This window comes from Amycolatopsis orientalis, from assembly GCF_000943515.2.
In the GTDB taxonomy this organism is placed as follows: domain Bacteria; phylum Actinomycetota; class Actinomycetes; order Mycobacteriales; family Pseudonocardiaceae; genus Amycolatopsis; species Amycolatopsis orientalis.
Genome location: NZ_CP016174.1, coordinates 8,865,734 through 8,880,774, shown reverse-complemented (window position 1 = coordinate 8,880,774; position 15,041 = coordinate 8,865,734). Strand labels below are relative to the sequence as shown.

The window sequence follows — 15,041 nt, the reverse complement described above, 5'->3', positions numbered from 1 at the left end:
GTAGCGAGAGCTCAACGGGGCTGTCCCAGGTGTGGCGCCTGCCTCATCACCCGTGTCGTCAGCCGATGGTGATCGGCGGTAATCCCGGGATGAGCGGCGGAATCGAAATCAACGGCGGCGGGGGCGTGATGCTCGTCGGGACCGGCAGCGGCGGGTTCTGCGTCCGCGGCGGCGTCGCCACCACGGGCGGCGGTGTCCCGCCCGTCGGCGGCGTGAGCGGTCCGGTCGGGTTCGCGGTGTCCACACCGGACGATGGCGGCACCGAGGACGGCGACGGCGCCCCGGACGGCGACGAGGACGGCGTGGGCACCGTCACCGGCGGCATGACGGCGTCCGGGGCGCCGGGGTCGCGGACGCAGTCGCCGGCGGCGGGGACGGCGCCCAGTTCGTCGGAGGAGCCCGTGGTGATCGTGTAGCAGACCAGCCGCGAGCCGAGATCCGTCGTGCGCGCCTGGACCCGGTCGAGCAGGACGCGGGCCGCGGCGAACTTGTCGCGCGCTCCCGCGGGGGCCCGTTCCACCTGAAGACCGAGCCGGTCGGACTGCTGCCGTGCCCAGGTGCGGAGTTCCGTCAGCCGGGACTGACCGCCTTGATCCGTGACGACGGCGGTCAGCTGCGAGACACCGGCGCGCAGATCGGACTCGAAATCGGCCAGCCCGGTGAAGTACGCCTCGGTGGACGCCTCCTGCCGGGTCAATTCGTCGAGTTCGCCGACGCGGTTCGTGGCGAACTCCAGATGCTTCTTCGCCTTCTCCTGCTCGTCGAAAGTGAGCCCGAGCGCGGCGGATTCACCCGCTCGTTTGATGCCGTACAGCGGATCGCCCGGCAAGGCGTCCTTGGACAGCAGCAAGGTGAAGCCGCCCAGCGCCAGGACGAGCGCGACGGCGGCCGCGGCGAGGTTGGCGAGGGTGTGACCGCGACGCTTCGACGGCGCTTCGGCCTCGGCGAGGCGCCCGGCGATCTCGGCATGGATCCGCTGGCGTGTCTCGGCGTCGGGCGCGCCACTGGCGCCCAGCTCGCGCAGGCCGCCGACGAGGGCCAGTTCGTGCGCGAATTCGTCGCCTTCCGGGGATTCGGTGCCGTCGACAAGGTCGGCGAAGCGGTCACCATCCGCCCGCTCCCGCGCGAACCATCCCGGCACGCCCACGGCGAAGTCTCCATCTGCTCAGCCCGGTCCTGACACCGGTCTGGCTTGGGAAACGAGTGGGGACGCCCCAGGGTTACGGCAAGGTCCGGTGAGGAAGAAATATGGAACGTTAACGCAATCCGGTGGGCAGAAGTTGTGCCAAACGGCGTACCGCGCGGTGCTGGAGGGCCTTGATGGCGCCTTCGTTGCGTCGCATGATCGCGGCGGTCTCGGCGACGGAAAGCCCCTGCATGAACCGCAGCACGATGCATTCGCGCTGGTCCTCGCCGAGTTCGGCGACGCAACGCAGCAGCTCGGCGCGGGTGGCGCGGCTGATGGCCTGCTGTTCCGGTCCCGCGACGGCCTGGACGCCGACGTTCCCGATCGGTGCCCCGCTCGGCTCGGCGACCTCGTCGGTCACCACCTCCAGGCGGAACCGGCTCGACTTCACGTGGTCGAGGATGATGTTGCGCGCGATGGTGACGAACCAGGCGCCGACGTCACGCCCCTGGTAGCTCACCGACGTGATGCGGCGCAGCGCGCGCAGGAACGTCTCGCTGGTGACGTCCTCGGCGAGGTCCCGGTCGCCGAGGCGGAACAGGACGTAGCGGTAGACGACGTCGACGTAGCGGTCGTAGAGGCGGCCGAAGGCGGACGTGTCGCCGCCCTGCGCGGCGCTGACCAGCTCCCAGGCTTCGGCCTTCGCGGCCTCGGCGGCGGCTGTGGCCGCTGTGGAGTCTTCGGTGGTCCCGTCCTGGCTCGGCGCCTTGGCCTGCCGGGGCGACGGCGCCGGGGAGAGTCCGCTCCGGCGGAGGATGTGGCCGGCCAGCATGGAGACGGGATTCGGCGCGGGAAGGGTCACGGTGCGCCTCCCGTTCCGGACAGGGAAGACCGGCCCGCATGTCCCACCGCCGCGTGGGCCTGCAAGATCTGCACGTCCGGACTTCCTTTCTCACCATCGAGTGATCAACACCACTCGACGACGCCCAGCAGCATACGTGTAGTTACCGCGAAGTAGGTAGCGGTGCCGGGGTTACGGAACTGCGACGAAACCGAGTGACCCCCATGACGGTGGCCGAGATGACAAACTGGCAACGCCGTTCACCGAGGGAAGAGGTTCGCAGTTGAGCGCGGAGCAGGTTGCCGATCCAAGTGTGCCCACTTTGCTCGCCGAGGCCGCCCGGCGGTGGCCCGGCAAGACGGCCGTGCAGGAGACCGGCGGCGGGGTCACGCTGACTTGGGCGGAACTCGACAACGCCGCCCATTCGCTGGCTCACGCCCTGCTCGACGCGGGAATCCACCGCGGCGACAGGGTGGCGTTGCGGTTACCGACGTCGGCCGCGTTCGCCGTCTCGCTGTTCGGGGCGCTGCGGGCCGGGGCGGTGGTCGTCCCGATCTCGCCGCAGGCCCCGGTGGCGGAGCTGAGCGGACTGTTGGAACACAGCGGCGCGCGGCTCGTCCTCGAACGGGAAGCGACCGAGGAGCTTCCCGAGGGCGTGACGAGCCTCTCACCGCCCGTTACCTCGGATGGAGCAGTCGAACCGGTCGAGACGGCCGGGGCCGGTGAGGACATAGCCGTCATTTCGTACACCTCCGGGACGACCGGCCCGCCGCGCGGCGTGATGCTGTCGCACCGGGCACTGCTGGCGAACCTCGACCAGCTGAGCCGGATCGTCCCGACGCCGCTGGTGCACGGCGACCGCGTGCTCATCACCATCCCGCTGTTCCACGTCTACGGCCTCGGCCCCGGGCTGCTGCAGACCACGTCGGTCGGCGCGACGGCGATCCTCTCCGAGCGGTTCCTCGCCGAGCGGACCCTGGCCGACTGCGCCGAGTACCGGGTGACCTCGATCGCCGGCGTGCCCGCCATGTACGCCGAGTTCGCCGCGATGGACGCCGACGAACTCGGGCAGGGCCTCTCCACCGTCCGGCGGATGACGTCGGGCGCGGCGCCGCTGCACCCCAAGATCCTCACCGCGATCCGCGGCGCCACCGGACTGGACGTCTACGAGGGCTACGGCCTCACCGAATGCGCGCCGGTGGTCACCACGACATTGGTCACCGGCTACCCGAAGCCGGGCTCGGTCGGGAGGCCGCTGCCCGGGATCGAGATCCGGCTGGTCGACAGCGACGGCGACGCGACGCCCGTCCCGCTGGACCCCGACGATCTCGGCGACGCCTTCGACGAGGATGGCGGCACCGGACTGGTGTCGATCCGCGGCGCGAACCTGTTCTCCGGCTACTGGCCCGACGGCGCGCACGGACCCGACGCGGAGGGCTGGTTCCGCACCGGCGACGTCGGCTACCTCGACACCGACGGCGACCTGCACCTGGTGGACCGGGCCAACGACCTGATCATCGTCAACGGCTTCAACGTCTATCCGCACGAGGTCGAGAACGTCATCTCGATGCTGGACGAGGTCGTCGAGGCGGGTGTCGTCGGCGTCGTCGACGAGCGCACCGGCGAGGCGGTGAAGGCCGTCGTGGTCCCCGCGCCGGGCGCGTCGCTTTCGGAACAGCAGGTCGTCGAGCACTGCGCGGAGCATCTGGCCGGGTACAAGGTGCCCCACACCGTCGAGTTCGCCGAGTCGCTGCCGCATTCGGCGACGGGCAAGCTCCGGCGTCTCCGGCTCAGGTGACTCAGGTAAGGATTGACCTATGGCCCACCACGTCACCGTCATGACCCGCACGGGCTGTCACCTGTGCGAGGTCGCGGAACAGGACATCGAGCGGATCTGCGGCGAACTCGGCGTCGCCTGGTCGGCACAGGACGTCGACAGCGACCCGGAATGGCGGGCCGAATACGGCGACCGCGTGCCGGTGATCCTGATCGACGACGCCGAGCACGGCTACTGGCGGGTCGAAGAGGACAGGCTCCGCAAAGCCCTGGCGTAAGACACCCGTAAGGGCGAACGGCCGATCTCGGGCACCGCGCCTGACGAAGATGGAGTCGTGGACGACGAACGCAGGCTCACCTTCCCGCAAGCCGCTCTGACCGGCCTGCTCGCGCTCGCCGCCGCACTCGGCGTGGGGCATCTCGTCGCGGGGTTCGTCGGGTACACGGCTTCGCCGTTCATCGCCGTGGCGAACTTCGTCATCGACCACAGCCCGCACGCGGTCGTGGCCTGGGCCGAGCGGACGCTGGAGACCTGGGACAAACCCGTCCTCAGGTTCGGTCTCGCCGTCGTCTTGGTGCTGTTCGCACTGCTCGCCGGACAGCTGTCGCGACGCAAGCCGCTGCCGGGCCAGGTGCTCGTCGGGGTACTCGGCGCGGCCGGGGTCGCCGCCGTCTTCGTGCGCACCGACCTCGGGCAGATCGCGCTGCTGGCGCCCGTGCTCGCGGCGGTCGCCGGGCTCGTCGTGTTCACCTGGCTGCACCGGTTCTTCCGGCCGCCCGTGTTCTTCGACGATCGCGAGGGGGAGGGGCCGGACAGGCGGAAGGTGCTGATCACCGGTGCTTCCGTCGCGGCAGGGGCCGGTGTCGCCGCGCTGACCGGACAGCTCGTCGGGACCCGGAAGAACGCCGAGGAGTCCCGCGCCGCCGTCGGCAGGCTCGTCGCGACCCGGACCGCTCCGCCGATCCCGCCCGACGCGGACTTCGTGAAGTTCGGCACCCCGCCGTATCTCACTCCTTCGAAGGATTTCTACCGGATCGACACGGCACTGGTCGTCCCGCAGGTCCGCACCGAGGACTGGCGGCTGCGGATCCACGGGATGGTCGACCGCGAAATCACCTATACGTATGACGACATCCGCTCGCGGCCGCTGCTCGAACGCGACGTCACGCTGTGCTGCGTCTCCAACGAGGTCGGCGGCCCGTACATCTCCAACGCGCGCTGGATCGGCATCGACCTGCGCGACCTGCTGAACGAAGCCGGCGTGAAGCCCGGCGCCGAGCAGATGTTCGCGACCAGCGTCGATGGCTGGACCTGCGGATCCCCGGTCGAAGCGGCCCTGGACCCGCGGCGTGGCGCGATGCTCGCCATCGGCATGGACGGCGAGCCGCTGCCGATCGAACACGGTTTCCCCGCGCGCATCGTGATCCCCGGGCTGTACGGCTACGTGTCCGCCACGAAATGGGTGACCGACCTGGAGATCACCACCTGGAAGAACCGCGAGGCGTACTGGCTCGGCCGAGGCTGGGGCCGGGAAGGGCCGGTGAAGACGCAGTCGCGGATCGACGCGCCCGGTTCGGCCGTGACCGCGGGCAAGGTCGTGGTGTCCGGGATCGCGTGGGCGCAGCACACCGGCGTCGCGAAGGTCGAGATCCGGGTCGACCAGGGGCCGTGGCGGGAGACCGTGCTGTCGGCCGAGACGTCGAAGGACACCTGGCGCATGTGGTGGACCGAAGTCGACGTCACGCCTGGTCAGCACCAGGTCGCCGTGCGGGCGACGGACCAGTCGGGCTACACGCAGACCGAGGTGCGCGCCGGGACGGTGCCGGACGGCGCGACCGGATGGCACACGGTGTCGGTGAACGCGCGCTGACGTCGCGTGAAGGGGGCGGGCAAAGTCGGCACCTTGCAGGTCAGGCACCACTTCGTGATGGCGCAGGCTGACGATGAAGGAATTGGGACGTTGAGTGTCCCAATTCCTTCACGGACGCGGGGTCGCACCCGGTTGCGAAGCTCGCAGGCACTGGCGACGTCACATCCGGACTACCAAGAGCAGCGCCGACCGGCAGCTCTGACCTTGTCGAGACTCTGCGGCTGAAGGCAGGGAAGGAGGCCTTCACGGGCTTCCAGCACTTCACCGGCCGCCGACCGCCACTCGAATCGGGCCGGTGCCACCGAGTGTGGGGTGCGTCATCCTCCCTACCAGTGACTTTGTGCCTGCGTTCACAAGTGGCTACCGTAGATACGTCGCCTCCGCGAGCGCCCGGCATCGAACCGGACTCAGCGCCCCGGGTCAAGAGCCGATTTCCTGGTTCGGGTGACTCATGTCGTCAGCAGGACCAGAGGAGCGGACAAGCGTGGTGTCGCAACGAGGCCGGCGCACCCGGGTGACACCGGACGCCGACAACGCGCCCACCGCGGAGATGCCCGCCGTCGAGGCCACCGCCGAGCCGGAAGCGGTCCGTGCGAAGTCGATCCCCGAAGCCGCGGTCGCCCGCCTCGCCGTCTACCTGCGCGTGCTCTCCGGACTGGCCGAGCAGGGTGCGACCACGATCTCCAGCGAAGAACTCTCGCAGGCCGCGGGCGTCAACTCCGCGAAACTGCGCAAGGACCTGTCCTACCTCGGCTCCTACGGCACCCGCGGCGTCGGCTACGAGGTCGGCGTCCTGGTCAGCCAGATCGAGCGGATCCTCGGCCTGACCCGCAAGCACAAGGTGGCCGTGGTCGGTATCGGTAACCTCGGGCACGCGCTGGCCAACTACGGCGGGTTCCCCGGCCGCGGCTTCCCGGTCGAGGCGCTGTTCGACCTCGACCCGGATCTGGTCGGCGTTCCGGTCGGCGGTCTCCCGGTGTCGCATCTCGACGAGATCCCCAAAGTCTGCGCCGAACGGCAGATCTCCATCGGTGTCATCGCCACTCCGCCCACCGCCGCACAGTCGGTCTGCGACCGGCTCGTCGCAGGTGGCGTGCAGTGCATCCTGAATTTCGCCCCGGTGGTGCTGCAGGTGCCGCCGCATATCGAGGTCCGCAAGGTCGATCTCGCGGTCGAGCTGCAGATCCTGTCGTTCCACGTCGCTCGCCGCGCGGATCTGGCCGCTCACGGCAACGGCGGAGGGGACGCCGCCACCGCGGCGGCCGAGAATGGCAGCGTGAACGGCCACGGCAATGGAATGGTGGTGCGCTGAAAATGAGCGTGTTGGCGGTCGGGCTCTCGCACCGCAGTGCCGAGCTGAACACCCTGGAGCGCGTCGCGGTCCCCGCGACCGAAGTGACCAAGGTGCTCCACGAGCTGCAGCAGGCCGAGCACGTCAGTGAGGCGATCCTTGTCTCCACCTGCAACCGCATCGAGGTCTACGCCGTCGTCGAGACCTTCCACGGCGGCCTGAACGACGTCTCCGAGGTGCTCGCCCGGCAGGCCGGGATGGAGCCCGCGGACCTCTACGACTCGCTGTACGTGCACTACGCGGGCGCGGCGATCGAGCACCTGTTCTCGGTCACCTCCGGCCTGGACTCCATGGTCGTCGGCGAGACGCAGATCCTCGGCCAGATCCGGTCCTCCTACGCCACCGCGCGCGACGCCGGCACCGTCGGCCGCACGCTGCACGAGCTGATCCAGACCACGCTGCGCGTCGGCAAACGGGTGCACAGTGAAACGGGTCTCGACCAGCTCGGCGCTTCGGTCGTTTCCGAGTCGCTGGCCGCGGCCGGGGACATCGCGGGCAAGCACGCGCTGATCGTCGGCGCCGGTTCGATGGGCGCGCTGACCGCGTCCCAACTGCGCAAGGCCGGGATCGGCGAGATCACCATCGCCAACCGCACCGAGGCCAGGGCCGCGCGTCTCGCCGCCGCGAGCGTCGAGCAGGGCGTGCCCGCGAAGGCCGTCCAGATGAGCGGGATCGCGGTCGCGGTCGCCGAGGCGGACATCGTCGTCTGCTGCACCGGTGCGCAGGCCGCGGTGTTCACCACCGAGCACGTCCCGGCCCGCGACGGCCGCCCGCTGGTGGTGTGCGACCTCGGTCTCCCGCGCGACGTCGAGCACGACGTCGCCGGACTGGCCGACGTCACCGTGGTCGACCTCGAGACCATCCAGCGCCGCATGCGCGAGGCGGGCACCCCGACCACCGAACGCCAGACCGCGAAGGCCACCGGCATCGTGCTCGACGAGGTGCGCGAGTACCTCGCCGGACAGCGCAGCGCCGAAGTCACCCCGACGGTGACCGCGCTGCGGCGCCGGGCCGCCGAGGTCGTCGACGCCGAACTGCTGCGGCTGGACAACCGCCTCCCGGAGCTCGAAGCCGGGGTCCGCGAGGAGGTCGGCCGCACGGTCCGCCGGGTGGTCGACAAGCTGCTGCACGCGCCGACGGTGCGGGTCAAGCAGCTGGCCGCCGAGACGGCCGACACCGACTACGCCAACGCGCTGCGTGAGCTGTTCTGCCTCGACCCGCAGGCGCCCGCCGCCGTGGCCAGTCCCACCGCTACGCCGAAAGACGAGTGATCATCAGTGAGCAGAGTCATCCGGATCGGGACGCGCGGCAGCAAACTCGCCCTCGCGCAGACCGGCACCATCGCCGACGCCCTGCGCGCCACCGGGGCCGAGGTCGAACTCGTCACCGTGACGACCCCCGGCGACAAATCGTCCGCGCCGATCCCGACGATCGGCGTCGGTGTCTTCACTTCCGCGCTGCGCGAAGCCTTGCTGCGCGAGGAAGTCGACGTCATCGTGCATTCGTACAAGGATCTGCCGACGAAACCCGAGCCCGGCATCACGCTCGCCGCCGTGCCGCCGCGTGAGGACCCGCGTGACGCGCTGATCGCCCGTGACGGGCTGACTCTCGGTGAGCTTCCGCCCGGTTCGACCGTCGGCACCGGCTCGCCGCGGCGCACCGCGCAACTGCGCGCGCTCGGGCTCGGTTTGGAAATCGTGCCGATCCGAGGCAATATCGACACCCGCATGCGCAAGGTGACCGACGGCGAGCTGGATGCCGTGGTGCTCGCGCGTGCCGGACTGGCCAGGATCGGCCGGGCCGAGGAGATCACCGAGACCCTCGACCCGATCCAGATGCTGCCCGCCCCCGCGCAGGGTGCGCTGGCGGTGGAGTGCCGGACCGGGGACGTGGACATCGAGCACCTGCTCGGATCCACAGTGGACGATGAAGGCACCCGTGCCGTGGCGACCGCCGAACGGGCGTTGCTCGCGGCGCTGGAAGCCGGGTGCAGCGCACCGGTCGGAGCGCTGGCGGAGATCGTCGAGGACCTGGACGCCGAAGGGCGGGTCGTCGAGCGGATCTCGTTGCGGGGCACCGCCGCCGTCGAAGCCGACGGGGAAGCGGTCGACATGGTGCGCGCTTCGGCGCTCGCCGACAAGCACGAAGCCGAACAGCTGGGCCGGACATTGGCCGCCGAGCTGCTCGACCTGGGGGCCGGCGCGCTGTCCGGCCCCGCCCAGTGAGCTGAGAGAGACAGTTACGGCCGCGATCGACCGCGGCCGCCTAAGAGGAGAACGCACAGATGACCCCCGCGCGTAAGACCACCGGGCGTGTCGCCTTCGTGGGCTCGGGCCCCGGTGACGCCGGTCTGCTGACCGTCCGCGCTCAGGAGCTGCTCGCCAAGGCCGAGGTCGTGGTGACCGACCCGGACGTCCCTTCGGGCGTCCTGGCCCTCACCGCGGAGGGCGCCGAAGTGCGCCCCGCCGTCGGCGAGGCCACCGAGGTCGCCAAGGACCTGGTGAACGAGGCCAAGGCCGGACGGCTGGTGCTCCGGCTGATCGCCGGTGACCCGCTGACCCAGCCCGCCGTGGTCGCCGAGGTGCAGGCCGTTTCCCGGACCAGCGCCGTGTTCGACATCGTCCCGGGCGTCTCGCCCGGCGCCGCCGTCCCGGCGTACGCCGGTGTCGCGCTCGGCGGCACGCACACCGAGGTCGACGTCCGCGGTGACGTCGACTGGGCCGCGCTGGCCGCCACCCCCGGCCCGATCGTGCTGCACGCGACGTCGGCGCATCTGGCCGAGGCCGCGTCCGCGCTGACCGAGCACGGGCTGCCGTCGACCACGCCGGTGGCGGTGACCTCCAACGGCACCATCAACACCCAGCGCACCCTGGACACCACGCTGGCCACCGTCGCGAACGAGGCGGGCGAGCTCGTCGGCCCGCTGATCGTGACCATCGGCCAGGCCGTCGGCCAGCGCTCGAAGCTGTCGTGGTGGGAGTCGCGCGCGCTGTACGGCTGGAAGGTCCTGGTGCCGCGCACCAAGGAGCAGGCCGGTGAGATGGCGGAGCGGCTTCGCGGCCACGGCGCCACCTCGCACGAGGTCCCGACCATCTCGGTCGAGCCGCCGCGCAGCCCCGCGCAGATGGAGCGTTCGGTCAAGGGCCTCGTCGACGGTCGCTACCAGTGGATCGTCTTCACCTCGACCAACGCCGTCCGCGCGGTGTGGGAGAAGTTCGAGGAGTTCGGTCTCGACGCCCGCGCCTTCTCCGGCGTGAAGATCGCCTGCGTCGGCGAATCGACCGCCGCGAAGGTGCGTTCCTTCGGCATCATCCCCGAGCTGGTTCCGGAGGGCGAGCAGTCCTCGGAGGGCCTGCTGGCCGAGTTCCCGCCGTACGACGACGTCCTCGACCCGGTCGACCGCGTGCTGCTGCCGCGGGCGGACATCGCCACCGAGACCCTGTCGGCCGGTCTGCGTGAACGCGGCTGGGAGATCGACGACGTGACCGCGTACCGCACCGTGCGGGCCGCGCCGCCGCCCGCCGAGACCCGCGAGATGATCAAGACCGGCGGTTTCGACGCGGTCTGCTTCACCTCGTCCTCGACCGTGCGGAACCTCGTCGGCATCGCCGGCAAGCCGCACACCCGCACGCTGGTCGCGTGCATCGGCCCGAAGACCGCGGAGACCGCTGTGGAGTTCGGGCTGCGGGTCGACGTCCAGCCCGAGAAGGCCGACGTCCCGCACCTGGTCGACGCGCTCGCCGAGCACGCCGCCCGGCTCCGTGCCGAGGGTGCGCTTCCGCCGCCGCGTAAGGCGAAGCGAGCCCGTCGCTCCTGATTCCGTAACGGGAAACCCCCTTCTCCGCGCGTTCTGCGGGAAGGGGGTTTTTCGTTATGCGCCAAGTGGGAGCGCTTAGCGAAAACTTGGCGCACGGCAAGCGGTCAGAGTTAGCCTCGGTGGTCCGACAATCGCTGGGGAGTGACCATGAAGTCTTCCGCTGTCAGAATCGCCGCCGCCGTGAGTGTGCTGGGGCTGGGGATGGCCGGGTTCGCGGGCACCGCCTCCGCCGCGATGCCCACGCCGTTCGAGGTGTGCAGTCCGCTCGGTTGCGCGGCGCAGAGCGTGCGGGGCACCGTCGAGACCGTCGGCGGCCAGGTGCGGGTGGTGGCCACGGTTTCCGACAGCGCGCCTTCCTCGAGTCTCACCGCTCAGTTCGTCCTGTCCGGCAAGACCACCGAAGCGCAGCGGATCGTCGTGAACGACGAGACCCGGCGGCTGCTCTTCACCTCCTTGGCGGATCCGACGAAGCTGACCGTGACGGCCTGCGGTGGCGGCGGCTGCAACACCAAGTCCATTCCGCTGTAACGCCTCGTGAGTGGTAATGACGGTTAGAACCGGGTGGATTCACGCGATCGTCGCAACGTGCTCGTATGAGGACAGTAGCTTGTTGAGTCGTTCGGCTGGGGTGTCCCAGTCGAGGGTTTTGCGGGGGCGGCCGTTGAGTTCGGCGGCCACCCTCGCGAGGTCTTCGGGGGTATGTGTGGCGAGGTCGGTGCCTTTGGGGAAGTACTGGCGGAGCAGTCCGTTGGTGTTCTCGTTGGAGCCGCGTTGCCAGGGTGCGTGTGGGTCGCAGAAGTAGATGTCGAGGTCGGTGGCGAGGGTGATCTGGGCGTGCTGGGCCATTTCGGTGCCTTGGTCCCAGGCCAGTGACCGGCGTAGCTCGGCGGGCAGCCGCTGGATTGTCTTGATCATCTCCTCGGCGACGGTAGCGGCGTCTTTCCCGCCGGGCAGGTGCAGCAGCAGGCAGAACCTGGTCGAGCGTTCGACCAGGGTCCCGATCGCCGAACGATTGTCCTTGCCCATGATCAAATCGCCTTCCCAATGCCCCGGGATCGCCCGGTCCGCGGCTTCGGCGGGGCGTTCGGAGATCGGGACCATCCCGGCGATCTTGCCCTGGCGGGTCCGGCGCCCGTCAGGCATCCGCCGCGGTCGGCGGATCGCTCGCCCGGTCCGCAGACACTGCGCCAGCTCACGCCGCAGCGCGCCTCGTCCTTGGACGTAGATGGCCTGGTAGATCGTCTCGTGACTCACGTGCATCCTCGGCTGGTCGGGAAAGTCCCGGACCAGCCTGGCAGTGATCTGTTCCGGCGACCATCGTGCCCGCAGATCCGCCTGGACCCTGTCCCGTAGCACCGGGTCGGCGGCCAGCTTCGCCGGTTTCGGTCGTGTCGCCCGCTCCTCGGCCGCGCGCTGAGCCGAACTGGCCCGATAGCCCTGCCCGGTGCTGTTGCGGTCCAGTTCCCGCCCGATCGTGGAGCGATCCCGGCCCAGCCGGCGCGCGATCTCCGCTTTCGGCACCCGCTGGGCCCACAGGATCATGATCTCCTCCCGCTCGGCCAGCGAGAGATAGCGGCCCGATCCAGACTTCGGCGCATTACTGAGCACGCCGCCAGCCTCGTCGAACAACCGTCTCCCACTGGCCCGCGACACGCCCACGGCCACCGCTGCCCGCTCCACCGACAACCCGGCCCGGACCCCATCCCAAAACCCCGCCCGCACATCCCGCAGCAACCAACGACGACGAAACCCAGCCATCACAACACCTCCACATCAGATGTTGCGACGACCACTAGAACCCAAGCCGTCATTACCACTCACGAGACCGGGTCAGCTGAAGAACTTCACGACTTCGGTGTAGGCGAGGTACGCGAACATCGCGAGACAGATGCCCAGCAGGGCGTTGGAAAGCCAACCGGAGCGCCCTTCACGGGGCACCCGTGAGGTATTCAGCAGCACCAGCAGGGTCGCCGCCAGGAACGGCATGAACAACGCGCCCAGCACGCCGTAGATCACCGTGAGCTGGAAGGGCTGGTCCAGGAACAGCAACGCCATCGGCGGAAAAGTCAGCCACAGCACGTAACCGCGGTAGGCGACGCTCCGTTCCCCGGCCTTCTTTTCATACGTCTCAACGCTTTCCGTGGTGTCCGCCGGTAGCCGCAGAATGCGCCACCAGTCCGCGAAGAGCAGGCTCACGCCGTGCCAGACGCCGATCACCGACGTGAACGAAACCGCGAAGAACCCGATGAGGAACGGGATCCGCGCCCATTGGCCGTAATCCGCGGCGAGTGTGTCGCCGAGGAACAGCAAACCCTTGTCACCCGAGATGATCTTCTGGCCCAGCAGGAGTTCCGCACCCACGATCAGCATCGCGATCACGAAGATCCCGGTCATGAGGTAGCCGACGGCGTTGTCGGTACGCATCATCGGCAGCCACTTCGACGAACGCCAGCCCTTCGCCAGCGTCCAGTAGCCGTAGGCCGCCATGGTGATCGTGCCGCCGACACCGCCGACCAGACCGAGGACGTAGACGAGCGAGCCGTCGGGCAGCGTGGGAACGGCGCCCTCGAACAGCGCGGTGAAATTCGGCACGACGAGCACCGCGGTCCCGACCACGGTCACGAACATGACGCCGGTGAGCACCGTCATCAGCTTCTCGATGATCGCGTACCGGCCGAACCACACCAGCGCGAAGCCGAGCAGGCCGCAGATCATCGCCCAGTACCGCACCGAAAGCGCGGGGAAGAGCGCGTTCAGCGGCAGCCCCGACGCCGACATCGCGGTCGCGCCGTAGACGAACCCCCAGATCACCGCGTAGATCCCGAAGTAGATCAGCGCCCAGATCCCCAGCGTCCGCCAGCCGGACAGGATCGTCCGGCCCGAGGTCAGATGCCAGCGTCCGACGGCTTCGGCCAGCGCGAGTTTGAAGATCGTCCCGACGAGCACCGCCCACAGCAGCGTGTACCCGAAGCGCGATCCGGCCACCATCGTCGCGACGAGGTCGCCCGCGCCGACCCCGGTCGCCGCGGCCATGATCCCTGGCCCGACCTGGCGCAGCCGTGCGCGCCAGCCGACGGGCGGTTCTTCCAGTTGGTCGGTCACCGTTGAACTCGACATGGAGGCGAAGGTAACCCAGGTCACACCGCGGACGAATCGGGCAAAGGTGACTCTTTACCGTCTCTTAGGGAAGGTCCGCCCGGCCGGACCAATGAGCCGTTCGCCGCGCCTGCGGACCGCTTCTCGAGCGGGCGGGAGTACCGTCTGAGGGGTGTTTCCCGAACATCGTCCCCGCAGGCTCCGTACCACTCCGGCCATGCGCAGGCTGGTCAGTGAGACGACGCTGCGGCCACGTCAGCTGATCCTCCCGATGTTCGTGGCCGAGGGCATCGACACGCCCCGCCCGATCTCGAGCATGCCCGGGGTCGTCCAGCACACCCGCGACACGCTGCGCAAGGCCGCCGTCGACGCGGTCAACGCCGGTGTCGGCGGCCTGATGCTGTTCGGCATCCCGAAGACCCGTGACGCCGTGGGCTCCGGCGCGGTCGATCCGGACGGGATCCTCAACGTCGCCCTGCGCGACCTGCGGTCCGAACTCGGCGACGCCACGGTCCTGATGGCCGACACCTGCCTCGACGAGTTCACCGACCACGGCCACTGCGGCGTCCTCGACGCCGACGGCGGGGTCGACAACGACGCGACCCTGCGGGTGTACGCGGAAATGGGCTTGGCGCAGGCGGAAGCGGGTGCGCATCTGCTCGGGCCCAGCGGGATGATGGACGGCCAGGTCGGCGTCATCCGCGCCGCCCTCGACCGGGCCGGGCGCGCCGACACCGGCATCCTCGCCTACTCGGCGAAGTTCGCCAGCGCGTTCTACGGCCCCTTCCGGGAAGCCGTCGATTCGCAGCTGAAGGGCGACAGGAAGACGTATCAGCAGGATCCGGGCAACGTGCGTGAGGCGCTGCGCGAGATCGAGCTGGACATCGCCGAGGGCGCGGACATGATCATGGTCAAGCCCGCGCTGGCTTATCTGGACGTCATCAGGGCGGCCGCCGAGGCGTCGCCGGTCCCCGTCGCGGCGTACAACATCTCGGGCGAGTACGCGATGGTCGAAGCCGCCGCCGCGAACGGCTGGCTCGACCGCGAACGCACGATCCTCGAGGTGCTGACGTCCATCCGCCGCGCCGGCGCGGACATGATCCTGACCTACTGGGCCGCCGAAGCCGCCGCCTGGCTGGACTGAAGCCTCGTAACGAGAAGGG

General features: G+C 69.7%; 13 protein-coding genes. 9 read left to right on the top strand and 4 right to left on the bottom strand.

What is annotated here, in order from left to right:
• Nucleotides 1-58: 58 nt before the first annotated feature.
• Both SD37_RS38855 and SD37_RS38850 read right to left on the bottom strand, forming a co-directional pair.
• A complete protein-coding gene (locus tag SD37_RS38855; protein WP_052675100.1) occupies nt 59-1,147 on the bottom strand; it encodes a DUF5667 domain-containing protein in 1,089 nt (362 codons plus the stop codon).
• Between the two features lie 109 nt (nt 1,148-1,256).
• On the bottom strand, nt 1,257-1,988 hold the full coding sequence (locus tag SD37_RS38850; protein WP_044855095.1) for a sigma-70 family RNA polymerase sigma factor: 732 nt from the start codon (nt 1,986-1,988) through the stop codon (nt 1,257-1,259).
• 262 nt (nt 1,989-2,250) lie between these two features.
• On the opposite strand from SD37_RS38850, the gene SD37_RS38845 reads away from it, so the two are divergent.
• From SD37_RS38845 to SD37_RS38810, 8 genes are all read left to right on the top strand, one after another.
• Nucleotides 2,251-3,765, top strand: coding sequence for an AMP-binding protein (locus tag SD37_RS38845; RefSeq protein ID WP_044855094.1), 1,515 nt, complete (start codon nt 2,251-2,253; stop codon nt 3,763-3,765).
• 19 nt (nt 3,766-3,784) lie between these two features.
• Nucleotides 3,785-4,021, top strand: a complete 237-nt coding sequence (locus SD37_RS38840; protein ID WP_005151738.1) for a glutaredoxin family protein — start codon at nt 3,785-3,787, stop codon at nt 4,019-4,021.
• 57 nt (nt 4,022-4,078) lie between these two features.
• On the top strand, nt 4,079-5,614 hold the full coding sequence (locus tag SD37_RS38835) for a molybdopterin-dependent oxidoreductase (RefSeq protein ID WP_044855093.1): 1,536 nt from the start codon (nt 4,079-4,081) through the stop codon (nt 5,612-5,614).
• A 484-nt stretch (nt 5,615-6,098) separates the two neighbouring features.
• Nucleotides 6,099-6,926 carry a redox-sensing transcriptional repressor Rex gene (locus SD37_RS38830; RefSeq protein ID WP_044855092.1) on the top strand — a complete coding sequence of 276 codons (828 nt, stop codon included), beginning with the start codon at nt 6,099-6,101 and terminating at the stop codon, nt 6,924-6,926.
• 2 nt (nt 6,927-6,928) lie between these two features.
• A complete protein-coding gene (locus tag SD37_RS38825; protein WP_044855091.1) occupies nt 6,929-8,236 on the top strand; it encodes a glutamyl-tRNA reductase in 1,308 nt (435 codons plus the stop codon).
• Nucleotides 8,237-8,242: 6 nt separating this feature from the next.
• A complete protein-coding gene (gene hemC / locus SD37_RS38820) occupies nt 8,243-9,190 on the top strand; it encodes a hydroxymethylbilane synthase (protein ID WP_037308202.1) in 948 nt (315 codons plus the stop codon).
• A 59-nt stretch (nt 9,191-9,249) separates the two neighbouring features.
• Nucleotides 9,250-10,782: a bifunctional uroporphyrinogen-III C-methyltransferase/uroporphyrinogen-III synthase gene (locus SD37_RS38815; RefSeq protein WP_037308205.1), complete on the top strand. Its 1,533-nt coding sequence runs from the start codon at nt 9,250-9,252 to the stop codon at nt 10,780-10,782.
• A gap of 147 nt (nt 10,783-10,929) precedes the next feature.
• Complete coding sequence (locus SD37_RS38810; RefSeq protein ID WP_044855315.1) at nt 10,930-11,310, top strand: hypothetical protein; 381 nt, start codon at nt 10,930-10,932, stop codon at nt 11,308-11,310.
• A 39-nt stretch (nt 11,311-11,349) separates the two neighbouring features.
• Here SD37_RS38810 and SD37_RS38805 read toward each other — a convergent pair whose 3' ends face one another.
• Both SD37_RS38805 and SD37_RS38800 read right to left on the bottom strand, forming a co-directional pair.
• The gene (locus SD37_RS38805; RefSeq protein ID WP_065913057.1) at nt 11,350-12,540 is read right to left on the bottom strand and encodes an IS30 family transposase; all 1,191 of its coding nucleotides are present in this window, start codon (nt 12,538-12,540) and stop codon (nt 11,350-11,352) included.
• Nucleotides 12,541-12,612: 72 nt separating this feature from the next.
• Nucleotides 12,613-13,899, bottom strand: coding sequence for an Nramp family divalent metal transporter (locus SD37_RS38800; RefSeq protein ID WP_044851860.1), 1,287 nt, complete (start codon nt 13,897-13,899; stop codon nt 12,613-12,615).
• A gap of 151 nt (nt 13,900-14,050) precedes the next feature.
• Between SD37_RS38800 and hemB the strand changes: the two genes are divergently transcribed.
• Nucleotides 14,051-15,022 (top strand): porphobilinogen synthase, encoded by a 972-nt coding sequence (gene hemB / locus SD37_RS38795; RefSeq protein ID WP_083255199.1) that lies wholly within the window; start codon nt 14,051-14,053, stop codon nt 15,020-15,022.
• Nucleotides 15,023-15,041: the final 19 nt, after the last annotated feature.